This is a genomic window from Pseudomonas sp. FSL R10-2964 (assembly GCF_009600035.1).
Classification (GTDB): domain Bacteria; phylum Pseudomonadota; class Gammaproteobacteria; order Pseudomonadales; family Pseudomonadaceae; genus Aquipseudomonas; species Aquipseudomonas bubulae.
Genome location: NZ_WIWH01000003.1, coordinates 81,003 through 105,550 on the forward strand (window position 1 = coordinate 81,003; position 24,548 = coordinate 105,550).

At 57.1% G+C, this 24,548-nt stretch carries 13 protein-coding genes; 6 read left to right on the top strand and 7 right to left on the bottom strand.

The genetic code is table 11. The features are described 5' to 3' along the window. Positions 1-6: 6 nt before the first annotated feature. The 3 genes from GHN92_RS02780 (at position 7) to GHN92_RS02790 (ending at position 5,108) form a co-directional block, all read left to right on the top strand. The gene (locus GHN92_RS02780) at positions 7-912 is read left to right on the top strand and encodes an enoyl-CoA hydratase (RefSeq protein ID WP_095000413.1); all 906 of its coding nucleotides are present in this window, start codon (positions 7-9) and stop codon (positions 910-912) included. Further along, a complete protein-coding gene (locus GHN92_RS02785; RefSeq protein ID WP_095000412.1) occupies positions 909-2,015 on the top strand; it encodes a nitronate monooxygenase family protein in 1,107 nt (368 codons plus the stop codon). Before GHN92_RS02780 ends, GHN92_RS02785 begins: the two co-directional genes overlap by 4 nt. Before the next feature lie 120 nt (positions 2,016-2,135). After that, positions 2,136-5,108 carry an RHS repeat domain-containing protein gene (locus GHN92_RS02790; RefSeq protein ID WP_153379330.1) on the top strand — a complete coding sequence of 991 codons (2,973 nt, stop codon included), beginning with the start codon at positions 2,136-2,138 and terminating at the stop codon, positions 5,106-5,108. 140 nt (positions 5,109-5,248) lie between these two features. On the opposite strand, the gene GHN92_RS02800 is transcribed toward GHN92_RS02790, so the two are convergent. The 4 genes from GHN92_RS02800 to GHN92_RS02815 all read right to left on the bottom strand — a co-directional run bounded on the left by GHN92_RS02800 (position 5,249) and on the right by GHN92_RS02815 (position 8,391). Beyond that, the gene (locus tag GHN92_RS02800; protein ID WP_095000410.1) at positions 5,249-6,016 is read right to left on the bottom strand and encodes an SDR family oxidoreductase; all 768 of its coding nucleotides are present in this window, start codon (positions 6,014-6,016) and stop codon (positions 5,249-5,251) included. A 23-nt stretch (positions 6,017-6,039) separates the two neighbouring features. After that, positions 6,040-7,107 carry a phosphotransferase family protein gene (locus GHN92_RS02805; protein ID WP_095023575.1) on the bottom strand — a complete coding sequence of 356 codons (1,068 nt, stop codon included), beginning with the start codon at positions 7,105-7,107 and terminating at the stop codon, positions 6,040-6,042. 201 nt (positions 7,108-7,308) lie between these two features. After that, positions 7,309-7,623 carry an SCP2 sterol-binding domain-containing protein gene (locus GHN92_RS02810; protein ID WP_095000408.1) on the bottom strand — a complete coding sequence of 105 codons (315 nt, stop codon included), beginning with the start codon at positions 7,621-7,623 and terminating at the stop codon, positions 7,309-7,311. Positions 7,624-7,680: 57 nt separating this feature from the next. Continuing rightward, positions 7,681-8,391: a histidine phosphatase family protein gene (locus tag GHN92_RS02815; RefSeq protein WP_095018032.1), complete on the bottom strand. Its 711-nt coding sequence runs from the start codon at positions 8,389-8,391 to the stop codon at positions 7,681-7,683. A gap of 207 nt (positions 8,392-8,598) precedes the next feature. On the opposite strand from GHN92_RS02815, the gene sohB reads away from it, so the two are divergent. Beyond that, entirely contained in the window at positions 8,599-9,618 is a 1,020-nt protein-coding gene (sohB, locus tag GHN92_RS02820; RefSeq protein WP_095000406.1) for a protease SohB, read from the top strand. A 179-nt stretch (positions 9,619-9,797) separates the two neighbouring features. Continuing rightward, positions 9,798-14,894: an NEL-type E3 ubiquitin ligase domain-containing protein gene (locus GHN92_RS02825; RefSeq protein WP_153379332.1), complete on the top strand. Its 5,097-nt coding sequence runs from the start codon at positions 9,798-9,800 to the stop codon at positions 14,892-14,894. Positions 14,895-14,949: 55 nt separating this feature from the next. Here GHN92_RS02825 and GHN92_RS02830 read toward each other — a convergent pair whose 3' ends face one another. The 3 genes from GHN92_RS02830 to GHN92_RS02840 all read right to left on the bottom strand — a co-directional run bounded on the left by GHN92_RS02830 (position 14,950) and on the right by GHN92_RS02840 (position 17,830). After that, entirely contained in the window at positions 14,950-15,444 is a 495-nt protein-coding gene (locus GHN92_RS02830) for a DUF934 domain-containing protein (RefSeq protein WP_095000404.1), read from the bottom strand. Beyond that, entirely contained in the window at positions 15,428-17,086 is a 1,659-nt protein-coding gene (locus tag GHN92_RS02835; protein WP_016781107.1) for a nitrite/sulfite reductase, read from the bottom strand. The genes GHN92_RS02830 and GHN92_RS02835 overlap by 17 nt, the downstream gene beginning before the upstream one ends. Positions 17,087-17,611: 525 nt before the next feature. After that, the gene (locus GHN92_RS02840; protein WP_095000403.1) at positions 17,612-17,830 is read right to left on the bottom strand and encodes a DUF2970 domain-containing protein; all 219 of its coding nucleotides are present in this window, start codon (positions 17,828-17,830) and stop codon (positions 17,612-17,614) included. Positions 17,831-17,975: 145 nt separating this feature from the next. On the opposite strand from GHN92_RS02840, the gene GHN92_RS02845 reads away from it, so the two are divergent. Further along, positions 17,976-24,497: an NEL-type E3 ubiquitin ligase domain-containing protein gene (locus tag GHN92_RS02845; protein WP_153379334.1), complete on the top strand. Its 6,522-nt coding sequence runs from the start codon at positions 17,976-17,978 to the stop codon at positions 24,495-24,497. Positions 24,498-24,548 lie beyond the last annotated feature (51 nt).

The window sequence follows — 24,548 nt, forward strand, 5'->3', positions numbered from 1 at the left end:
GTTCATATGAGCAGCGACAGCGAATTTGTGCAGCGGGCTGACACCGCTGTGTATGAAACCGAGGACCCGGTGCTTTATGGGGTGGCCGATGGTATCGCCACGCTGACCATGAACCGGCCGACCGTCAATAACGCGCAAAACTCACAGATGACCTACGCCCTGGACGACGCCTTGCGCCGTGCCGTCAATGACGATGCGGTGAAGGTCATTGTGCTGCGCGGCAATGGTAAGCATTTTTCCGCAGGGCACGATATCGGCACGCCGGGGCGCGATATCAACAAGGAATTTGAGCGCGCCAGCCTGTGGTGGGACCACACCAACAAGCCGGGCGGCGAGTACCTCTATGCCCGCGAGCAAGAGGTGTACCTGGGCATGTGCCGGCGCTGGCGCGAACTGCCCAAGCCGACCATTGCCATGGTGCAGGGGGCGTGCATTGCCGGCGGGCTGATGCTGGCCTGGGTCTGTGATTTGATCGTGGCCAGTGACGATGCTTTTTTTCAGGACCCGGTGGTACGCATGGGCATTCCGGGGGTTGAGTATTTTGCCCACCCCTATGAACTGAACCCGCGCATTGCCAAGGAGTTTCTGTTTACTGGCGATCGTATGAGCGCCGAACGCGCCTACCAGATGGGCATGGTCAATCGCCTGTTTACCCGCGAAGGGCTGGAGGCCGGTACCTATGCGCTGGCAGCGGCCATCGCCAAACAGCCGCGCATGGGCCTGGCCCTGACCAAGCAGGCGATCAATCACGTCGAGGACTTGCAGGGCAAGCGTACGGCGATGGACGCGGTGTTTGCCTGGCATCACTTCGCCCATAGCCATAACGAGCTGCTGTCCGGGGACAAGCTGGGCGGCTATGACGCCAAGGCCATGATTGAAGCGAACAAGAGTGCTGCGGGAGAGCGTGGATGAGTGACTATCTGCAAACGGCGTTGACCGATGCCCTGGGCTGCCGTTACCCCATTGTGCAAACCGCGATGGGCTGGGTAGCGGACGCCAATCTGGTGATCGCCAGTACCCGTGCGGGGGCCTTCGGTTTTCTGGCCGGAGCGACCATTGCGGCGGATCAGCTGGAGGGCCAAATCCTGCGGGTGATCGAGGCCACGGGGGGGAGTAATTTCGGCCTCAATTTCCATATGTTCCAGGAAAACGCCGCGCAGTGCGTGGACCTGGCCATCAAGTACCGCCTGCGAGCCGTCAGCTATGGCCGCGGCCCCGACCGCCAGACCATCGGGCGTTTCAAAAAGGCCGGGGTGTTGTGCATTCCCACCGTGGGTGCGCTTAAACACGCACTCAAGGCCGTGGAACTGGGCGCGGACATGGTCACCGTACAGGGCGGCGAGGGTGGCGGGCATACCGGGGGCGTGCCGAGCACCATTTTACTGCCGCAGGTGCTGGATGCGGTGCGGGTGCCGGTGATTGCCGCGGGGGGCTATTCCACTGGGCGCGGGCTGGCCGGAGCGCTGGCCACAGGTGCGGCCGGGGTGGCCATGGGCACGCGGTTCCTGATGACCCAGGAATCGCCCACCCCGATCGCGACGCTGGAGCGTTACGTGAAAGTGACCGACCCACAGCAGATTCGCGTGACGACGGCAGTGGATGGCATGCGCCACCGCATGATCGAAAACGCTTTTATCAATCGTCTGGAAAAAGCCGGTGCCTTTGGCCGCCTGCGCATTGCCCTGGGCAGCGCCTGGCACTGGAAGCAACACACCGGCATGAGCCTTGGGCATATGCTCGGTGTATTTGCCAAATCAATAAAAGAAGACCCTGCTGCGCTGTCGCAGACGGTGATGGCGGCCAATCAGCCGGTGCTGTTGCAGCGCTCGATGGTGGATGGCGTACCGGATGAGGGGATTTTGTCCAGCGGGCAGGTGGCCGCTGCCATTGGCGAACTGAAAAGTTGCCAGAGCCTGATCGACGAGATGGTGCAAGAGGCCGAGCGCTGCCTGATAGCGGTGAATGCACGTCATCAGGCAGCGCGCTGTAAGGCGGGGGAAGCGGCAGCCATCTGAAACGGCTGGCTCTGCTGTAATTTAACTTATCTGGATACAAAGCCTGTCCGCTCTGGCCCGTGGGGCAAGCATTCTGATCACTACACTTTTTAATTATTGTGCAGTTCAGGAAGCTGATTTATGCCCCAAGCCTTGCATCGCCATACTCCCTTGCTAACCGCTTATGACCCTCGCGGGCTGGCCATCTGCACGGTGGCCTGTCATCGGCGCACTGCGGCGCAGGAACCTGAAGCGCGGATCAGCCGCCAGGTGTTTGGCCCCAGCGGTTTTTTGACCGAACAGTGGGATCCGCGTCTGGTGGCATTGCGCCGTAAAGATCCGACTACGGTGCCCAATCAGCGCAATCGATCTTCGCTGTCGGGGCGCCTGCTGCGCAGCGACAGTGTTGACCGCGGCGTGCGTATCAGCCTGGCAGGGGCGGGCGGGCAACTGCGCTTTAGTTGGGATGCCCGGGGTACCCGCAGCATCTGGGAATACGATGAACTGCTGCGCCTGAACGCCGTATTCGAACAGGGCGCCGGAACTGAGGTTGCGCATTGTGTCGAGCGTCTGACCTATGCCGACAACAGCGCTGTGCATGCGCGCCAAAATGGCTGCGCCCGGCTGATCCGTCATGACGACCCTGCCGGCACGCTGTGGTTTGAGGGCTATGACCTGCTGGGGCAGGTGACGAGTCAGTCACGGCGATTCGCACGTGACGCATCCCAAGCGCCCAACTGGTCGCCGCAGGCCGGGTTGCGTGAGCAGCACCTTGAATCCCGAAGCTGGCGCACTCAATGGCGCCGTGATGCTGTGGGCCAGTTGGTTGAGCAAATCGATGCCCAGGGCAATCGGCAGCGTATGCGCCATGATGTGGACGGTCTGCTGGCTGCGGTGATGGTCAATCTCGGCAGCGGTCGCCAGCACAGTGTGGTGCAGCAAAGATCCTATAACGCGAGCGGCCAGATAGAAGTTGAACGGTCGGGCAACGGGGTAGTGCGTGCCCTGGCCTACAGCCCGTTGGATGACCGCCTGCAGCAACTGAAAACATGGCGCACCAGTAATCCGGGTGAAGCCTTGCAGGACTTGAACTATGTCTATGACCGGGTTGGCAATGTGCTGAATATCCGTGATGCAGCGCAACCTGTGCTGTGGTCTGATAATACCCGGCTGCAAGCATTGAGCACTTATACCTACGACTCGCTCTACCAGCTGATAGAAGCCACGGGCCGTGAAAGCGCCAGCAATCTCAATGGCCCGCAGCTGCCCGTTGCTGCGGGCCTGGGTGCGGCCAACGGTCAGCGTATGCGTAACTACCGTCAGTCGTATACCTACGATGCAGGCGGCAATCTTGCCCTGCTGCAACACATGCCCAGCCACGGTTCTGGCTATACGCGACAGATGAACGTGGCTGACCACAGCAATCACGGCCTTGAACAAAAGTCGGGGCTGCCCGCCCGCCCCGGGCTGGCAAGCGGCTTTGACGCGAATGGCAACCAGCAGGTACTCGAACCGGGGCAGTGGCTGAGCTGGACCCTGCGCAATCAATTGCAGCGAGTTACCCGTGTCACACGCCAGGACGGTGCCAACGATGATGAGGCCTATGTCTACGACAGCAGCGGGGCAAGGGCGCTTAAAATCAGACAGTCCCATGGCCATCGTCAGACCCGTCGTGAAGAGGTGTATTATTTGCCCGGTCTCGAAGTCCGGCGCAACAGCGCCACGGGCGAATGGGTGAATGTGCTGATGGTGGTCGGTGATCTCAATAGCGCGAGCATATTGCAGTGGGAGAAGGGGCGCCCCGAAAGCATCGATAACGAACACATGCGTTTGAGCCTCTCGGACCATCTGGGCTGCAGCATGCTGGAGCTGGATGGCTCTGGGCGGTTACTCAGTCAGGAAAGCTACTACCCCTATGGAGCCACTGCCTGGTGGGCGACGAAAAATACCCTTGAAGCCCGTTATAAATTTATTCGCTATTCGGGCAAGGAGCGCGATGCCAGCGGGCTCTACTATTACGGCTTGCGGTATTACGCACCGTGGCTGGCGCGCTGGGTCAGCGCCGATCCGGGCGATGATATTGATGGCATGAACCTGTACGCGATGGCGCAGGGCAATCCCGTCGGCAGGGTCGACGAGCAGGGCCTGCTGAGTTCGGAGGCGGCTATTGGCCGGTTTGCCGGATTGCACTCGGCCATCTCCGGGCTGTCCAGGCAGATCAGGTCGCGGTGGCAGGCTTCGAGTGCCGCCGCGATTCGTGATGGGCTGGCAACCTGGATCAGTAATGTTGTCGGGGTGGGGGTCGACCTGGCCCTGTTTGAGGGTCGTCAACCGACTCACGGGCTCAATGTTGCCTTGCGAAGTACGGTAAATGCCATTGATGCACTGGCCGTCATGCACATGGGTACCGGGCTTTTTGCAAACTTGACTCACTGGAGCCCCTTTATCGGTTTTATTGCCGCAAACGTTACGCACAGGGGCTTTGAAATGCGAGGTGCCAGCGAGGGGGCGGGTTCTGATGAGGTTTGGGATCCCGTGGCTCGAGTGAGGCTGGCGGGGCATGTGCGCTCACTTACACGTGAAGTCCTGCAGCAGACCTTGAGAGGTTACGGTGACAGCGTGTCCTGGGGGCAGACCCCGGTAAGTTCCAGAATCATGCGAACGATGATGAGTGCAGGTGCCTATGGCCTGGCTACTGTTCCCAACGCGGTCTATGGTCAGTTTGTGCCAGGGCCACTGCAGCCGAATATAGCGCCTGTGATCGAGGCTTATGACGGGGCGGCGGGGACGTACATTCGCGCGGGCCATCAATCTGCTCAGCTGGATCGTCACGTGAATACGCTGCAGATCCCGCCAGGGATGGCCACGTTTCATGGAGGCATGAGCAGGATGTTCAATCAGACGTGGGTTTACTGGGCCGGGGTCGGGATCGAGGCCATCGCCGCGTATGTCACAGGTTCGCCGATAGCGCAGCAAAGTTCACGGGCCAGGGCCTGGGTGGGGGCTGCCAAAGGGGCGGTATCGGCACTGACCGAGGTGCGTGGGCTTTTGCTGCAAACGGCCAGAAGTGGTTACAACAGCCTGTTCAAGCGTTGGAGACCGGTCAAGCACTGATGATGGATAACCTGCGGCGGCGGGCCTGTTCGCGATGATAGTGCTCCGGTTTGGTGTGATACGCCACGCTGCCTGCACCGCAGGCATTGTGCTGCTCACGCTGTCTGAGGCTTGCCAGATCATCGTGGCAGCGCTTGGCATCAGGACAGAAATCCGCCATCTACATTCAGCGAGATACCCGTGGTGTAGCTCGATGCATCGCTTGCCAGATACAGCACAGCCCCGGCCATCTCGCCGGGGGCGGCGACGCGTTTGAGCGGGATGTGTTGCAGGGCGGTCTTGAGAATGGCGTCGTTGCTGACCAGCGCCGAGGCAAACTTGGTGTCGGTCAGCCCCGGTAGTAACGCATTGCAACGAATGCCGAACCCTGCACATTCCTTGGCAAACACCTTGGTCATATTGATCACCGCTGCCTTGGTCATCGAATACACACCCTGGAACACTCCCGGTGATACGCCGTTGATCGAGGCTACGTTAATGATGCTGCCGCCGCCGTGCTCGCGCATCAGCTTCCCTGCCTCCACGGACATAAAGAAATAGCCGCGAATATTTACATCGACGGTTTTCTGGAAAGCGCCAAGGTCGGTGTCCAGTACGTTGCAGAACTGCGGATTGGTCGCGGCGTTGTTGACCAGAATATCGATGCGGCCAAAGTCTGCGCGTATGCGCGCAAAGGTCTTAGTGATCTGTTCCATTTCGCCAATATGGCAGGCGATGGCAGTGGCCTTGCCGCCCTCGGCGATGATTGCATCGGCCACTGGCTGGCAGCCTTCGAGTTTGCGGCTGGAGACAATGACGTGGGCACCTTGTTGGGCCAGCAGCCTGGCAATGGCTTCACCGATGCCGCGGCTGGCACCGGAAACAAAAGCGATTTTGCCATCAAGGTCGAACAGTTGAGTCCTGGACATGTTGATTCCCTGTTATCTGGGGCTTAGAGGCTGGAGCGGCGAATGACGTTGAGGCTCATCTGCTCCAGCAGCGCGTTCATTTGTATGAACTGGGCAAAACGTTTGTCTGCGGTCTGGCCGTGGTAGTAGCGGTAGTAGATCTGTTGAACGATACCCGCCAGACGAAACAGGCCGTAGGTGTAGTAGAAATCGTAGTTGTCTATCTGAATCCCGGAACGCTCGGCGTAGTAATCCACAAATTCGCGGCGGGTCAACATACCCGGAGCGTTGCTCGGCTGGCGCCGCATCAGTTGCACCGGTGCTGGGTCATCCGCCTCGATCCAGTAGGCGAGGGTGTTGCCCAGGTCCATCAGCGGATCACCCAGCGTAGTCAGCTCCCAGTCCAGCACGCCGATGATCTGCATCGGGTTGGCGGGATCTAGGATCACATTATCAAAGCGGTAGTCGTTGTGAACGATAGCCGGGGTCGGGTAGTCGGCTGGCATTTTGGCGTGCAGCCAGTCTTTTACTGCGTGCCAATGGGGTGCATCCGGGGTCAGGGCCTTTTCGTAGCGCTCGCTCCAGCCGCTGATCTGGCGCTGCACGTAGCCTTGCGGCTTACCCAGATCGGCCAGGCCGCAGGCGTTGTAGTCAACGCGATGCAACTCGACCAGTTTGTCGATAAAGCTCTTGCACAGGGTTCTGCTGGCGTCGGCGCCCAATGCCAGTTCCTGCGGCAGATCCGAGCGCAGGATGATGCCCCTGACCCGTTCCATGACATAGAACCCGGAGCCGATCAGACTTTCGTCGGAGCAGTGGGCGTAGGCCCTGGGGCAGTAGGGGAAGGCGTCCTTGAGCTGATTGAGGATGCGAAACTCGCGGCCCATGTCGTGCGCCGATTTGGCCTTTTGGCCAAAGGGCGGGCGGCGCAGCACCAGCTCTCGACCCGGGTATTCAATCAGGTAAGTCAGGTTCGAGGCGCCGCCGGGGAACTGGCTGATCGCAGGTTCCCCCACAAGGCCAGGAATATTTGCCTTGAGGTAAGGGTCAATGCGGCTGGCGTCGAGTTCTTCGCCGGTGCGGATGCGGGTGGACGAGTCGGTAAGCGCCATGTTTATCTCTTCTGTTTATAGTTGAGGCCTGACAACATTCGCTAATCTAATGGGCGGCCCGGGTCTCGACAAGTCGGCTGCTGCCTTAATAGGCAGGGCTGTTAGCAGGGGATCAGCGTCTTTGATGGCCACTGCCTCAATAAACCGCAGGGCAAAAAAAACCGAAGCGCGTGGGCTTCGGTTTTCGGTGCTGCGTGTGGCTTAGGCCGGGAACAGTTCGCTCAGTTTCATGGCCAGCATCATGTCGCCTTCAGCGCGCAGTTTGCCGCCCATAAATGCCTGCATGCCATCGGTTTCGCCGCTAACGATGCCTTCCAGGGTCTCGCCGTCCATCACCAGGGTGACCTGGGCGTCAGGGTTTTCACCTTCTTTGAGTTCACAAGTGCTGTCTTTGACGATCAGCGAGAAGTGTTTATCTTCATCGATGCGGAAACCAAAAACCAGGTCCAGGCCTGCAGCAGCGGCTGGGTTGAATTTGGCTTTCATTGCTTGAACGGCATCAGCTACAGAAGTCATGGTTCGATCCTTATATAGGGTGGAGTACGGCGGCCCGAAGGCCACGGTTGCCGACGCTCAACGATAGGTGATGAGTGACGGCGTCTTCAACAGTTGCAAATGCACATGACTGTTGAAGGAAGCCAGGGTGACCTCGCGGCCATGGAACTTGAGCTGGCTGAGCGAGGTATTGACGATTTGCCAGCCGAGCTTGAAGGCATCGGTGGCCGGAATTCGGGTCAGTATGTGGACCAGGGCCGTAATGGTGCCTGCAGAAGTGAACACGACAATGTTCTGCTGGCCCTTGGCAAGGTCGAGCAGGCTGTTCAGTCCGCGCTGGACCCGTTCGACAAAGCCCAGCCAGGTTTCCAGTCCAGGGGTATCGTAAGTGCCACTGAGCCAGCGCTCGATGATCAGTTCGAAAATGCGCTGGAACTCGGCCGGATTGTGGGCGGCATTGTTCATCGCCGTCAGGGCCTCTGGCTCGTCCGGCAGCAAGCCGGGAAGCAGGGCATCAAGTATGGCGTAAGCATCGAATTCGTTGAAGGCAGCGTCTGTTTCCAGTGTAGGGGCGGGCAGCCCGGCGGCGTGCAGTTGTGCCAGGGCATGGCGTGCGGTGTCTTGCTGACGTGTCAGATCACCGGCCAGGCAACGGTCAAAGCGCAAATTCAGTTCGGCCAGATGCTGACCGGCAATTTGCGCCTGGTGCACGCCCAGTGGTGACAACTTGTCGTAGTCATCTGCACCAAAGGAGGCCTGGCCATGTCTGATCAAATAGATGCTGCCCACGTGCGCGTCATTCCTGAGCACTGAAAGTCAGGCGAGGTTAGGAGGATGGCAAGTGGCTGTCAATGAAAAAACATACGCTTGTTTGAATTGCTGCCAATGCCCCTGATCAAGGTGTTTCACGGCTGGCAGGCCCCGGTTGGCGTCGGTATGCTGGTTGTCATTGCGCGGCCCTGACCCTCGGGCTGCAATCGTTTTCAAGGAGAGGCTGTGGAATTTCTTGCCGAGTACGCCAGTTTTCTGGCTAAAACCGTGACTCTGGTGGTCGCCATTGTGGTGGTGCTGGTGACTGTTGCTGCATTGCGTGGCAAAGGGCGCCGTTCTACCGGGCAATTGCAGGTCACCAAGCTCAATGATTTCTACAAGGGCCTGCGTGAACGCCTGGAGCAATCGCTGCTGTCCAAAGACCAGTTCAAGGCACTGCGCAAGCAGACTGCCAAGGCCGACAAAAAACTGAAAAAACAGCCAGAAACCAAGGCTAATGTCTTCGTGCTGGATTTTCACGGTGATATCAAGGCCTCGGCGACAGAAAGCCTGCGCCATGAAATTACTGCCTTGCTGACCCTGGCCAGGCCGACTGACGAAGTGGTGCTGCGTCTGGAAAGTGGTGGTGGCATGGTGCACAGCTATGGCCTTGCGTCGTCGCAATTGGCACGTATCCGTCAGGCAGGCATTCCGTTGACGATCTGCATCGATAAAGTTGCTGCCAGCGGTGGCTACATGATGGCTTGTATCGGCCAGAAGATTATCAGTGCACCGTTTGCAATTCTGGGTTCCATCGGTGTGGTGGCGCAGTTGCCCAACGTCAATCGCCTGCTCAAAAAGCACGACATTGATTATGAAGTGCTGACGGCGGGCGAGTACAAGCGAACGCTTACGGTATTTGGCGAAAACACTGAAAAAGGTCGTGAAAAGTTTCAGCAGGACCTGGATATCACCCATCAGCTGTTCAAGAACTTCGTGTCCAAGTACCGCCCGCAGTTGGCGATTGATGAAGTGGCGACCGGCGAAGTGTGGCTGGGCGTTGCTGCGGTCGATAAACAGCTGGTCGACGAATTGAAAACCAGCGATGAGTATTTGTCCGAGCGGGCCGCGAATGCACAGCTGTATCACCTGCACTATGCCCAGCGCAAAAGTTTGCAGGAGCGTGTGGGTCTGGCTGCCAGCAGTTCGGCGGAACATGTTGTTGACTCATTGTGGAGTCGTTTGACCCAATCACGTTTCTGGTGATTAGTCAGGCGCTGTTGTAAGTGTTACAACAGCGCCTGCGTCTGTGCCTGGTGCGGTAGTTAATTATCGTTTAAAGCATGTTTTTTAATAAATAACCTGATTCTTTATCAAGTATTCAGCCGACTATTTTTTAGTGTTGTCTATAAGCTGAAGGCACGAATCCCTATCGAGCCTTTACCATGACCGATGCTATTAGTTATTCGTTATCAGAGTCTGAACGATCCGTTGTCGACTATGCCCGTCGATTGGCGAATGTGCCGGTTGAAAACCAGCATGAAACCTATATTGCGGGGTTGCTTGCACCCTGGTTTAAATATGCGTCGCCGACGTTGCGCGAAAGATTACTTAACAGTTTCAAATTAGGGCAAATGGCTCAGCGCGAGGTCGCGCGCGTGCTGGCCCAAATCAAGCCGATAGAGTCGTTCGCCGAGCCGTTGCTCAAGGAGGCGCTGAAGGCACGTGGCTGGACAGATGCTGACCCCAAGAGGTATGGCATAAAACAGGTTCGCTTGTTGAGTAATCTGTTGCTGTTTTTTGCTCGGCAACAATTCAGGCTAGTTGATTCTCTGATCCAGCTTGCCTTGCCCGAGAAGTTCACACCTGAGTCATTGGAGCTGAACCTGGTATCGAGCGTCAGTCATCACAGCCTGCTGCAGGCAGCGTTGCAGAACTATGAGGCTTTTGAGGCTGTTGAAGGCGGCTTCGACCAGGGGTCGTGCATTTATGCACTCAGAGGTACGCAGCAGATTGAACAGGCCGAATTAAAGCCCGAAGGTTTTGCGCAGATCTGCCGTGACCTGAACCTGGGCATGCAATATCAATGGCATTTGACGCGTGTGTTTGAACCGGCGGATGATAATTGGCCTGCCGACAATGCCAATTCAAAGGCGTATAAGTTGCAAGCTGTATTTGTTCAGAATCTGCGCCAGGAATTTGCCTGCGCCTTGCATGTGGCCTATATGAAGGCGGAGGTCACGACACAATCATATAACTATATATTGACTTTTTTGATTCCGCCGGGTGCTCTCTTTTCGTATATTCACTCAGGTCATAGCACGCTTCAAATCATGGGCTTTGAGGTTCCCGGAGTTATTGTTTTTTGGCCGCAGAGAAAACCGGCCGAAGAGGCGCAGCCCTGCATACTTTATTTGCCGAACAGTTCCGGCACGGCGTTTCACGAATTCGAGTCGTTTGATTTATTAAAGGCGACGCTGCGCGAGTGGTTAAAAAATAGCGTCTTTGCCACGTATTTCTTTCACTTGGTTCCCTTGCGTTACCGCGCCGAGTTTATGCGGCGCACGGACTTGAAAAATATAACCTGGGATTCGTTGTTGTTACGCCGCCCACCGATCATCAATGAACCTGCATTGATGTCCGAAACCCGGCATCTGCCCAAGTTTGACGATCCATTTTTGATTGCCTGGGGGCTGCAGCTGGCCAAGATTAAAGATGATGCCAGGTTGCTGATCGTCCCCACGGAAGATGAAGACTCTAAAAGTCGTTTGGCACGTCAGGCCTCTTTCTTGAATCTGGGGGTGAGCTTGTTGATGGTTGCGTTGGGTTTTGTCCCGGTTCTGGGTGAGATCTTGCTGGTAACCAGTGTCATGCAACTGGGGGTTGAGGTGTATGACGGTATCAAGGCGTGGCAGCGGGGAGACCGTGCCGCCGCGCTGGAGTACTTGTTCGATGTTGCCGAGAATTTTGCGCTGGCTGCCAGCAGCACTGCAGCGGCAAAAGCACTCAGGCCATCGCCGGTCGTGGATGCACTGGTTGCAGTCACGTCAGTTAAAGGTCAAAAACGATTGTGGCGGCCGGATCTCAGGCCCTACCAATACCCAAACCTTGCGCTGGGTGATGCCGAGCCCGATGCGCGAGGGCTCTATAGCATGGGTAACAAGCAGTTTATCAAGCTGGAAGACAAGGTGTATCAGGTCAAAATCGATGCTGCGACACAAAGGTGTCATATCCAGCACCCAACCGAGCCGTACACCTACACACCACGCGTCAGGCATAACGGCAGCGGTGCGTGGGCGCATGAACTCGATGATCCGATGCAAATGTCGCGCATGCAGTTGTTCCGTCGGTTGGGCCCTGCGGCCCAAGGGTTATCGGACGCTATGGTCGAGCGTGTGCTGGCTGCATCCAATACCAGTGATGATGCGTTGCGCAGGCTGCACATGGATAACCTGCCGCCACCTCCTGCGTTGGCAGACAGCATGAGGCGCGTGCAGTTGAGTCAAATGATCGAACGTTTCATCGTACAAATGCAGCAGGGGGGCAAAGTGTCTACCGATACTGCGCAATTGCAACTGGAGCTGTTGACTCGTCTTGATGGCTGGCCTGCGGACAGAGTTTTACGCGTGGTGAACATGCGCGGGTCCATGGTCATGGAGTACGGGCCTGAAGTGGAGTCTTCGCATCCCCGCCTGCAAGTTACCGAAGCCCAGATCAAGAACGCAGAATTGCTCAAGACCACGCTGGAGTCTTTCTCCTCGGCGCAAATCGAGGTTTTGTTGGGGCAATCTGTCGATGGCCTTGAGCAACAGGAACAGGCATTGGCGCGCCAGTTGGGTCGCTTTGCCCAAGCTACAAAGTCTGACCTGTTCTCGCATCTGTATAAACGGGGCGAGGTGGTGACAGCCCGGATGGAGCTGTTGCAAAAACAGTTTCCGAGTTTGCCGGCAAGTGTGATGGGCGAGTTGATGGATCAACTTGCCCCGGCCGAAATGGCAACAGTGCAGAGCACCGGGCGCCTGCCGCTGCATATTCTGGAAGAGGCGCGCAGCTACACGCAGGTATTGCGTTTGAACCGGGCACTGGAGGGACTCTATTTCGAGGCTCTAAGTAACGTTGATAGCAATACATTGGCATGGCAAACCCTTACCCACTTGCCTGACTGGCCACCCAGTCAGCGCTTGCTATTGCGCGACAGAGCCACAGGTCAAGTACTGAGCTCCGTAGGTAATCCGTTGTCCAGATACAGCCAGGAGATTTTTAAAAGCTCGGGCGAGTACCATTTTTTGGGCCTCGCCACAGATGATATATACAGCAGCCCCTATCTTTGCAGATGTGTGGCCAAAGCCTTGCCGTCTTCCGCGCGTATGTCGCTTGGGCTTCCCGACACTGACCCGGGGGTGTTTTTAAGCTGGAAAATTGCATCCCATGCGGCCGGTCATCGCGCGCAAAGTGCCAATGCGCTGGGGATGCAGCAAGTTAAACCCTGGTTCAAATCGCCCATGCGCCTGGCCGATGGGCGGGCAGGCTACAGGCTCAGCGGTCGCTCAGGCCATGCCGCGCAAGCGAGCAGGCCATTGGTGATAAAGGATCTTGTGATGGATCTTTTTCCGTTGATGAGTGAGGAAACGGTCAGCCAGTTTTTATACCATCTTGAACTTTCACCTGCGTTGACCACCCGGGTACTGGTCAGGCTAAAGGCCGAGCTTCAAACCTTGCGTAACGATCTTGAGCGCTGGGTGGAGTCGCCGGTCTGGAGTCAGCGGCGCAATGGCCCGCGGGTACTGGTGTCGACCCAGGACAAGCGTGCAATCAGCCAGGCTTTGCTCCACGTCTGGCGCCGACAGACCGCAACCGTGAGCGTGGGTGAGCACACCGGATATGTGCTGAACCTCAATAGTTGGCCAGTTGATTGCTTGCCTGAGATATCGGCAGATTTTTCCCATGTCAGTGCACTGCACTTGAGCAACTCACCCAATGGAAAGTTTCCCGGTTCATTTTTGGAAAAGTTTCCCAACTTACGCATCCTGTCCCTGAAAAGTAACCAGCTCAGTGAGTTGCCCGTGGAAATTGCCGGTATGTCCGAATTGGTCAACTTGAACTTGCAGGACAATCATATTGTATTGAGCGGGCGAACCGCTTCGGCTCTGGCGGGACTGACCCGGTTGAAATCTTTGAATTTAACGGGAAATCCCTTGGGCAGGCGTATTTCGGTGACTCGCATGGTTGACCTTGAGCGTTTGTATCTACGCTACAGTGGTCTGCTGACTTGGCCTGAAGGGGTTGAGTCGCTCAGCCACCTGCAGACCCTGGATATGCGTGACAACAATATTAGTCGCATTCCACTGGAGGTTTTGTCACCTGGCAGAACAGCGATCAATAGTGTTACTCACCTGCATGACAATCCTTTGAGTGCCGACTCGTTACGCCGCCTTGATAATTATCGGCGAGAGTACGGCATCAGTTTTGGTATTGCTCCGCGACGTCGGCATGTTGACCAGGTACGCGGCATCTTTCACTGGGCGTCCCGGCCAACGTTCTCAGAGACGCGTGTATGGAACAGCTTGAGGGATATCGCCGGGTCGAGTGATTTTTTTCGCGTGCTGGAAGACCTCAGTGCGTCCTCCCAGTATTTGCATGGACGTGAAAGTTTAAGCCAACGGGTCTGGCAAGTTCTCAATGCCATGCACGATTTCAGCGAATTACGTAACCAGCTGTTTGAGGTTTCAGCCAATCCCAATACCTGCGCCGATGGGATTCCGATGATTTTTTCGGATCTTGAACTTCGTTACCGGATCTTTATTGCGCAAAGCTCGGTCAATGCCGAAGCAGAGCTGCTGCAACTGGCACAAGGACTTCTGCGGATCGAACTGCTGGATAAACATGTACAGGGGGTTGTTGAGGCGCGAATTGCTGCAGTCCATGCCGAGCAATCAGAGTACGTGCGCCAATTGCAGGGCTTGATCGATGAGGTCAGCCCGGATTTTGCATCTGAGCCCTTGGCGAACATGACGGCGGAGGAACAACAGGGTGTGGCCTATCGTTTGGGTTCGGCACAAGCGCTGCGTCTGGCGCAGAGGCTCAGCCCGGCTGATTTGCAGGCGCGAATTGCAAAGGTTGATCCGCTGGAGATACAGATGTTTTATCAGGTCAAACTGGCTGCTGACCTTGGCTTGCCGGCGCGGCCCAAGAGCATGATTTTTGAAAGAGTCGCCAATGTCACGCTCGAGCAGCTTGAAGCCGCCAAGCTGTATGTTTTGACTGAGGATACAGCGCAAGCGAGGATTGCTTACATTGAAAAGCAGGGGTTCTGGGAGCGCTTTCTGGAGAAGAAATACCCCGAGCATTTTCAGTCGGTTGACTCACCGCTGCATGAACGCATGCAGGGGCTTTACCTGGCTAGGGAGAGGCTGTCCAGTCAGGAGTATGTGTCGAAAACCCAAGCTGTAGGGGAAAGTCGTTTGCTGGCCAGGCAAGAACTGATCAGCCAGTTGACCCGTGAAGAAGTTGAAAAACACCCTTTCGAGCAGGAGCAATCTTGACCCTGCGCAGGGTTATGCAGGCGCTGGCCCTGGGTAACCAGGGCCAGCCGCAGCATCAGCGACGACGGAACAGCGGCATCGGCTCGTCGGTTGAAGACTGGTAGGTCACCGAGAAGTCCTTGAGGCCTTCCAGCGCTTCGTAAGGGTCTTTATCGGCACGGATGGCGAATGCGTCAAAGCCACAGCGATGCAGATAGAACAACTGGTCGCGCAGAACATCGCCAATGGCGCGAAGTTCGCCTTTATAACCATAGCGGTCACGCAGCAAACGGGCGTTGGAATAACTGCGGCCATCAGTGAAAGCCGGGAAGTTCAGGGCAATAACCTGAAAGTTCGCCACGTCCTCGCCCAGCTCTTCAGCTTCTTCGTCGCTGTCCAGCCACACGCCCAGGCCGCCGTCGCGGGCCTTTAGTGCGTGGCCGTGTTCGCGCCACATTACCAACGGTACGATCAAGTCGTCGCAGTTGGAGATTTCGTCAAAGCTGGTTTCCTTGGGCAGCAAGTGCCAGGTTTCATCGATGACCTGGTTGTTCTTAATTATTCGCTGCATAGACGCGCTCCTTGAAAGGGTCAATGCCGATACGCTGGTAGGTATCGATAAAACGTTCGTCTTCGGTACGTTTTTCAACATAGACGTCGATCAGCTTTTCAATCACATCCGGCATGGCGTCCTGGGCAAAGGACGGGCCCAGAATCTTGCCGAGACTGGCATCACGGCTGGCACTGCCACCCAGGGATACCTGATAGAACTCGGCGCCTTTTTTATCTACGCCGAGAATACCGATATGCCCGACGTGGTGGTGACCACAGGCGTTCATGCAACCGGAAATGTTCAGATCCAGTTCGCCAATATCGAACAGGTAGTCCAGGTTTTCAAAGCGGCGCTGGATCGATTCGGCAATCGGGATCGACTTGGCGTTGGCCAGGGAGCAGAAGTCACCACCAGGGCAGCAGATCATGTCGGTCAGCAAACCGATGTTGGGCGTGGCGAACCCATTTTCGCGCAACTCGCCCCACATGGTGAACAGCTGGCTCTCTTCGACATCGGCCAGGATAATGTTCTGCTCGTGGGAAGTACGCAGTTGGCCAAAGCTGTAACGGTCGGCCATGTCGGCGATGGCATCCCACTGCTTGTCGGTCACATCGCCCGGGGCTACACCTGTAGGTTTGAGCGACAAAGTAACGGCGACATAGCCCGGTTTTTTGTGGGCCAACGTGTTGCGTACGCGCCAACGGGCAAAACCCGGGTGCTGCTTGTCGAGTTCGGCCAGTTCGGCGCCGAAGTCGGGCAGGGCTTTGTAGTCAGGATCGACGAAGTGCTTGGCGATACGCTGCACTTCGGCTTCGGTCAGGGTGTTCGAACCGCCGCGCAAGTGAACCATTTCGGCCTCAACACGCTCGGCGAACACTTCAGGCGTCAGCGCCTTGACCAGAATCTTGATCCGCGCCTTGTACTTGTTGTCACGACGGCCATAGCGGTTGTAGACACGCAGGATGGCCTCGAGGTAGCTCAACAGGTCTTGCCACGGCAAGAACTCATTGATGAAGGCACCGATTACCGGGGTACGGCCCAGGCCGCCACCTACCAGTACACGGAAGCCCACTTCGCCGGCGTCGTTGAGCACCGGCTCCAGGCCGATGTCATGCACTTCAATGGCTGCACGGTCAGATGTCGAACCGTTGATTGCAATTTTGAATTTGCGTGGCAGGTAGGCGAATTCCGGATGGAAAGTCGTCCACTGACGCACGATTTCGCACCAAGGGCGCGAATCGATCAGTTCATCCGCAGCAACACCGGCGAACTGGTCGGTGGTGACGTTACGCAGGCAGTTGCCGCTGGTCTGAATGGCGTGCATCTGCACGGTGGCCAGTTCTTCCAGGATGTCCGGGATGTCTTCCAGCGCAGGCCAGTTGAATTGCACGTTCTGGCGGGTACTGATGTGGGCATAGCCCTTGTCATAGTCACGAGCGATTTTGGCCATCATTCGCGCCTGACGCGAAGTCAACTGGCCATAAGGCACAGCGACCCGCAGCATTGGGGCAAAGCGTTGAACATAAAGGCCATTTTGCAGGCGCAGGGGGCGGAACTCTTCTTCGCTCAGCTCACCTGCCAGATAGCGTCGGGTCTGATCCCGGAACTGCTTGACGCGGTCCTCGATGATCTGCTGATCGTACTCGTCATATACGTACATATAGGTCCTGTTCTCAGGCTGCTAACAGCTTATCTGCGCGCACGGCCGCGCACTCCCCAAGGAGCGGGGCACGATACCAGTTTGTAGTTATGCGCAAAAGTGATGTTTAAGCATATGCAAAGAACCAAAACGACTATAAGCGTTTGATTCTCAATCCCTTGCTTGTGGAAAGGGCATTGCTGGACTTAACTGTTTTAAGGACTTCAAGCAATCACCCATAAAACCGAAAAAAGGCGATGCGATGAGTACTCCAGTCAAAGCGCGTAAAAGCGACAGCAAGGTCGATGCATGGGCCATTTTCTTCCTGATCATTCTGGTGGTTTCTACTGCCGTGTACTGGGTCAGCCACCAGTAGCAAGCGTGCAAGGTCGAGGCTGATCAGGCGGATGTAGCCGCTAAAGAGCTTGTCGACATTACCTGGCGCCGCCCTCGCTGCCGTTGGCATGCTCAACAATGCCAACGTTGTGCATGGCCCCCAGGCCTTCGCGTGCCCGGCACTCAGGTACGCGCCGCCAATTTGCCTCCCTAAACCCCCGCCAGATGAACCACCAGCGTGACGATCCCGTACAGGGTCAAGGCAAACACCAAGGTAAATAGCAGCCCCATGATAAGGAAATGGGAGGCTTTTCCGTGGGAAAAATCCCGAGTCCTGTTTTTTCCGCTTTGCACGCCAAAGGCAGCGGCCATGACGCTGTGCAGCATTTGCCAGAAGCTCGGCGGCTTGTTGTCGGCAGGATCGTTCATAGATGCCTCGGCTGTCTGAGGTTGGAACGGCTACATCCCATAGCGTAGTCAACTTCAAGGCCCATTAACTATCTACCACCCATGCCCGGGCACTGTCGGTTGTACTGAGGCGCTCATTCACATGCGTTTCAGGAAGAAGCCGGTCATGGAAAGTTCGTACATTGTCTCGGGGCCGGGGCCCCACGCAGCCTTCATAAAATCCAGAATACCCGCCTGGGTCAAACACAGCGCTGTGGCAGATATCAAACGCCTCAAGCCGGGATTGTTTCCGGCGCATGCTTCAGAGGCTGGAGCAGCCGATGGGCTCGACCGCGCACCACGGTGGCTGCGTCAGGCCCTGCTCGACAGCCAGGCTCGCAGCCGGGCTGCCAATCAGGCCTTGGCCAGGGCACTGAAAGGCCTGCAGGGGATCACCCAGTTTGCCGAGCCCCGCTTGCAGGAGGCATTGCACAGTCACCTTGGCCAAGGCCGGGCAATGGACGTCAACACAGACCGGCTGTTTTATCTGCGCCGCAATCAGCCCGTGCGCCAACACAGCCTGTTACAGGCTGCCTTGCTCAACTTTGACGGCAGTGAAGATTTTTCCCAAAGGGTCGCAGGACAACTTAGCGCGTTGGCGCCGCAGGGCGCTTTGCCTGTCGAACGGTTCCAGCCAGACAAGGGCCCTGATCAACTGGCCATTGTGTCGGACACCCTGGTGCATGGTTCTGGGGTTGTGGCACACAGATTCCGACAGGAGTTGGAAAGTCTTCGGCCGGTTCCCGGTTTTGCTTACCGCGAAACATTACCCATGTCACCCGAAGTGTTCTCACAGCTGTGCAGATCCCTGGATTTGGGGCAGCAGTACCAGGCCCATCTGCAGGCGGTTTTTGCTCCACCAGCGGTGCGCGCCCTAATGATCCGGGCGCAAAAAGCACTGCTGGCCGTACGCTTGCATCGGGCACTGCTGCAACGGCATATCACTGACTCTGGTTTTGCCATGATCAGTACGTTGCTGGAGGAGCAACCGCGCGTGTCGTTATATGCAAAACCTGTAGTGTTCAGCCAGCTCCAGCTCTATGGCCAGGTCTTGGACGAGGTGTTGATTATCGGCCCGGATCGTTCCAGGTGGCCGGTTCTGGAATGGGAGCGCACCGGATTGAGCGGTGTGCCGCTGATGAAAAAACCTGAGGTTGAGCCCGTGGTGGTCTATATCCCGGGGGCACCGTTCTCGGCACTCAAAGAATACCCCTCGCTGGAAGCATTTCAGTATGAGCTGGGTCTGAATTTGCGTCTGCCCGCGTATCAGCAGCTGTTTGCCAGTCTGGTCCCCCAAGGGAACGGCGCACTTTTTTTGCAGCGATTGAATCATCAGTTGTACAAGACCACGCCTGATCCGAGAGGTATCGAGCCAGCAGATTATGTTGATGAGGTGGACCTGAAGCTGGAGCTGGTAAGCATCGAAACGTCATCAGCAGGGCTGTTCACGGCCCTCAATACCCTTCATCTGGACAGGCTCAAAGCCAATGCCCGGGCACTTGCAGTGCCCACAGCCGATGCCGACAGCAAGCGCTTGCAGCAGCGTCTTGATGACTACCTTGGCCTTGGTCTTGATGTGTTGAATGTGGCAGCGTTTTTAATCCCCGGTGCAGGGGAGGTCATGATGGCAGTGATGGCTCTACAGATGAGTATGGACATCTACCAGGGCATCGAGTCGTGGCAGGCAGGCGATGTCGAGGATGCCTGGTCGCATGTGGAGTCCGTTGCGCTGAATATCGTGCTGAGTGGTGCAACAGGGGTTGCAGGCCACTTAGCCAGTGGCAGGTTGGCGACTGAGTCCGCCGGGATCGACAGGTTCAGGCAAATCGTCTTGCCCAACGGTGAAACCCGTCTGTGGCGGCCCGAAATCGAGGCCTATCAATGCCAGTTGCCGCTCAATACCCGGCTTGAGCCCAATGCTCTGGGCCAGTATCGGGCAGACGGCAAAACCTGGGTCCAGGTGGGCCGACAGTTCTACGAGCAGGCCTTCGATCAGCAGCTTAATGCCTGGAGGATAAAGCATCCGAGCGACGAAAATGCTTATCAGCCAATCCTCATGCATAACCATGAAGGAGCCTGGCGTCTCGAGCATGAACAGCCCTTGCAATGGGAGCGCCCGACCTTGCTGCGTCGACTGGGGCACGTGACCCGCATGTTCGATGATGAAGAACTGGGGCAGATCGGCGACATCAGTGCTGTCAGTGACGAAACCTTGCGCAGGGTGCATGTGGACTGCCTGCCCGTGCCTGCTTTGTTGAGGGACACATTGCAACAATACCGGGTTGAGCGGGAGCTGGGCATGCTGGTCGATGGCACAAGAGCGGGCAAGCACGCACTGCTTGCCCGTCTGACCGGCACAGGCCGGACGGCTCTAGCCAATGTCGAATTAGTACGTCGACGATTTCCCATGCTGTCTGAGTTTGCGGCTCAGGAAGTGCTTGAGCTTGCCGGTGAGAATGATGTGGCACGCCTGCGCCGGACAGGTCGGGGGTCGAGGCGGCTGGACCGGCTGGCGCGTGAGTACGCGCAACAGGGCCGTTTGAACCGGGCGCTGGCCGGCCTGTATGTGCCGGGGCTGGCGAATGTCGACAGTGAGCGTCTGGCCATTGAGGCAATGTTGCACCTGAGCGCCAGTCAAAGCGTCGTCAGCCCGGCTGCAGTGGCTCGCTACGCCACTTCGCATCGCAGGGAAATGGCCCGCACGCTGAAATTGCATCCTGTGGCAGCAAGACCCGCCTTGCAGAGAATCAATGGTCGGATCGGCTATGCCTTGTCGGGCAAAGGGGCAGCCTTTGACGTAAGTCCGTCGTTGATAAGCCGTGTGCGCGATATTTGCCCGCAGATCAGCGACGAACAGGCCGAGGCCTATGTGCGCAAGCGCATCGACGACGGAGAGTCTGCCCAGCATATATTCGATTTTCTAGCCAGTCGCCAACGTGAGCTGGACACATTGCGTACCACACTGGAGCAGTGGTCGAGCGCAGCCAACGGGCCCTTTAACCAACGGATGCGGCGCTTGACGGCTGACAGGCTGGTAGGTTGTTGGCGGGAGGGTGTACTGAGTCGTATTGAACCTTTTGCTTATCTGGATCTTGAATTTGACCTTAGCTGGGCGAGTGAATTTCCTGTACTGGACGCTGACTTTTCCCATGTGCGGACATTGCGGCTGAGCGCCGACCTGATGGTGAGCGAGCCCGATGCCGGATTTGTCAAGCGCTTCCCCAGCGTGGAGCGCCTGGAAATAAGCCTTCAGCGATCACAGATGATGCCCGTTGCCGATGCATTGGCGCAGTTGCCCACGGTCAGCGAGCTGTCACTGGAAGCCGACTGGCAGGGCTTGACCCGTGAGTTCATGGACCGGCTGACAACCCTTGGGCAGATCGAATGCCTGTCTGTGCAGGGGGCACTGGAAACGCTGGATGTCAGTGGCTGGCCGCGGCTGCGGCAATTGCAGGTCAAAGGACGACTTGTTCAGTGGCCAGCAGGCCTGTTGGATCTCACTGATCTTGAAACCCTGGACCTGTTTGGAACTTCGATAACAACGTTGCCCGATGAGCTGTTCACCGGACATCAGCAGTTATGGGCGGGCTTGCTTCTGGATTGGTCAGGCATTGAGCCGTCAACGGCCATAAGAGCCTACGAGCGCCTGCGTACCCATCCTGTGCGAACGGTGGATCTGGAGAAATGGACAATCGCTTACTGCACAGGTTGCCTGACCCGTTTCATGCCCCATGACCGACTGTTTGCCAGTACGGTAATTGCGCGGTGGACCCTTGGCGAACAAGCCGTGGCTGAGCTGATGCGGCGCGTTAACGGCTTGCATGAAGAGCACTACAGGTTTTCCGAGGCTCTGGAGGCCTGGGTATCTCAGGATCCTGAGACGACGCAAACGCTGTTGCGCAGGCAAGCGGCTGACAAGATTCAGCGCTGCTGGCGTGCTGGAATTTCACCCCGACTGGGGTTGGAGGATGCTGGCGCCGGGCCTTCCTGGCGGGTCAGTACTGTAAATCAGGAGCTGGATCTGGCAGACGAAATAATCAGTTCTCTGCCACCTGTGCCGGGGGGGCAGGCGTTTGCCCACGTCCATCGTCTTAACTTGAGCGAGCTGGAGGTGGCTGTCGAGGAAATGGATCGGTTTCTGCAGGCGTTCGGCCAGCTCCGGGAGTTGGACCTGAGCCGCAACGGCCTGGATTTGCTGCCAAATGCTCTGGGTGATTTGCGCCAGCTCACAGACCTCAACCTGGCGCACAACGAGTTGGTGATGAGCCCCTCGTTGCAGATGCACTTGAGTGGCCTGCGTGGGCTCGTGCGCTTGAATCTGCAGGGCAACCGGGTGACAGCGCTGGATATCGGGGCGCTGACCAAGCTGGAGTCGCTTGATCTCAGTCATACGGCCATTCGCAGCTGGCCAGCCGGGGTTTTTGATCTGCCCCGGTTGCGGTTTCTGGATATGAGCAACAGCGCAATCAGGACGGTCCCTGCGACGGCTCTCGTGGGTCATGAGGCACTGATGCAGGGGGTGAAGTTGAATGGTTGCCAGCTGGATGCGCAAAGCTGTGCCGATTTGCTGGCTTATGCCCAACGTTCGGGACGCGACACGGCAGGCAATATAGCGATCGGATTACTGGCAGCACGCAGGACCGGGGGAACGCCCGAGTTTTTCCCTGCCATTGTCGCTGACAGGCCTGACCTGTTGTTGGCGGCCGCTCCAGTATTGAAGACGGATGAAGTCTTGTTGAGCCCCGCACCGATATTTCAGCCCGGTGCCCCGGAATTGAACCGCACCACCCTGCTGCAAAGGATCCATCCCGATCTGAGCCTGCATGATGCAGTGCAATACCTTGAACAGATGCAGGCCCGTGGCATGGGTGTGCTGGAAATCGACGCCCGGCTTGCCGAGTGGAATCACCAATACGACGCTCTGGTCCAGCGCCTGAATGGCTGGATCAATATTCCGGGCCACAGGGAAAGCGGACGCTGGGTCAGTGCCGTCGATCGCAGGCGTGCGGCTGACAGGATCATGCAGGCCTGGCGCGATGGGCTGGAGACCGTCACAACGGCGCAGCCCGAGTCTGTGCATACCCTGGACTTCTCGGACCTGTGCCTGGGGGATATACCGCCGCTGAATGTGTTCCAGACGCATATCACCACACTGAACCTCAGCGGTGTACGCATTACTGCCGGGGGCTCGCAAGGGTTTATCCGCGAATTTCCCGGCTTGCGTACCTTGCACCTCAATAATAATGAGCTGACCCGTTTGCCGGAGGGAATCGGCTCGCTTGAAAACCTCACCCGGCTGGAGGCTGCCCACAACCGCTTGCAGGACGAGGAGGGCTTGAGTCGTCAGTTGCAATCACTGGCGCACCTGGAATGGCTGGATCTGAGCTACAACAGGCTCGACACATTTGACCTTACTGGCATGAGCGAATTGCAAACCCTGAACCTGAGGGGGAACAGGCTGATGCGCTGGCCGACCCGGGTACTCACAACCCCGACCCTCAGAACCCTCAACCTGAGCAACAACCAGATCGATACGATCCCTGTTGAGCTGTTTGAGGGCGATAACGACGCATTGATGGCTCATACTGATTTGTCCCATAACCTGCTCTCCACATCAGGCTATGCAACCTTAAGAGACTACAGGAGCTTTTCGGGCAATGACCTCGGATGCTCCCTTGAGGACATTGAAGACGGCCTGGCCTTCTCCGATAACGCTTCGCTCAGCAGTGATGAGCCTGAGTACGGGGCCGCTGGTGTCGACGAAAACCTCGATCATCTGGAGCACCTGACACCCGAGCAACTGGCCGAGCAAAAGGCCCGCTGGTGTGTGGGGGAGCCGCAAGGCTCGCCGAGGCCAGTGATCTGGGACGACCTGCTGGCGCAAAAGGAGAGCAGGGGGCTGTTCTATTTGCTGGATCAGCTGCAATTCACCCAGGACTATATCCAGGACAGACCGGGCCTGACCCGGCGGGTCTGGAATGTACTGCAGGCAGCTGCATCCGATAGCCAGTTACGCGACGAGCTATTTATCATCGGTCATTCCGATGTGACCTGTGGCGATGGTCGAATCCTGCTGTTCAGCGATCTGGAAGTGAAGGTGTTTGAGTTCAATGCCCTGCGCTCAGTGGTGGCTGGCCAGGAAGGGCCTGCGTTGCTCGAGCTGGGCCGGCGCCTGTTTCGCTTGGGGCAAGTGGAGGAGGTCGCGCAATTTGCCTATCAATCACGCCGTGGAGCGGACGCTGCGGAGGTTCGACTGGCCTATCGCATTAGCCTGAGCGAGCGCCTCGACCTGCCTGCGCAGCCCAGGGGCATGCAATACAGCCATGCGGCGAAAGTCACTGAGCAAGAGATTGAAAGTGCTTATTTGAAAATAAAGGCAGCCGAAAATTCTCCGGCCTTTATGGAGCAGTTGATCCTGCAGGGCTACTGGATCAATTACCTCAAGCGCCAGTATCCAGAGGAATTCCTGGCTCTGGAGGAACGTTTTGAAGTGGAGCATAAAGCGCTGGAAGACCGACATGCCGATCTCGGGGAGGTGTATCAACAGGAGCTTGGCGCTCTGGATGAGCGCAAGCGCAGCGAAGAGCAACTTTTGCGTGAACGTCTCTCGGGAGAGGTTCTCGCAACGCTGTCCACGCAGCCTGATTAACCCATAGTGACTGTCGTCGTTGCCGGACATTGCGATCGATTGGTCATCGAT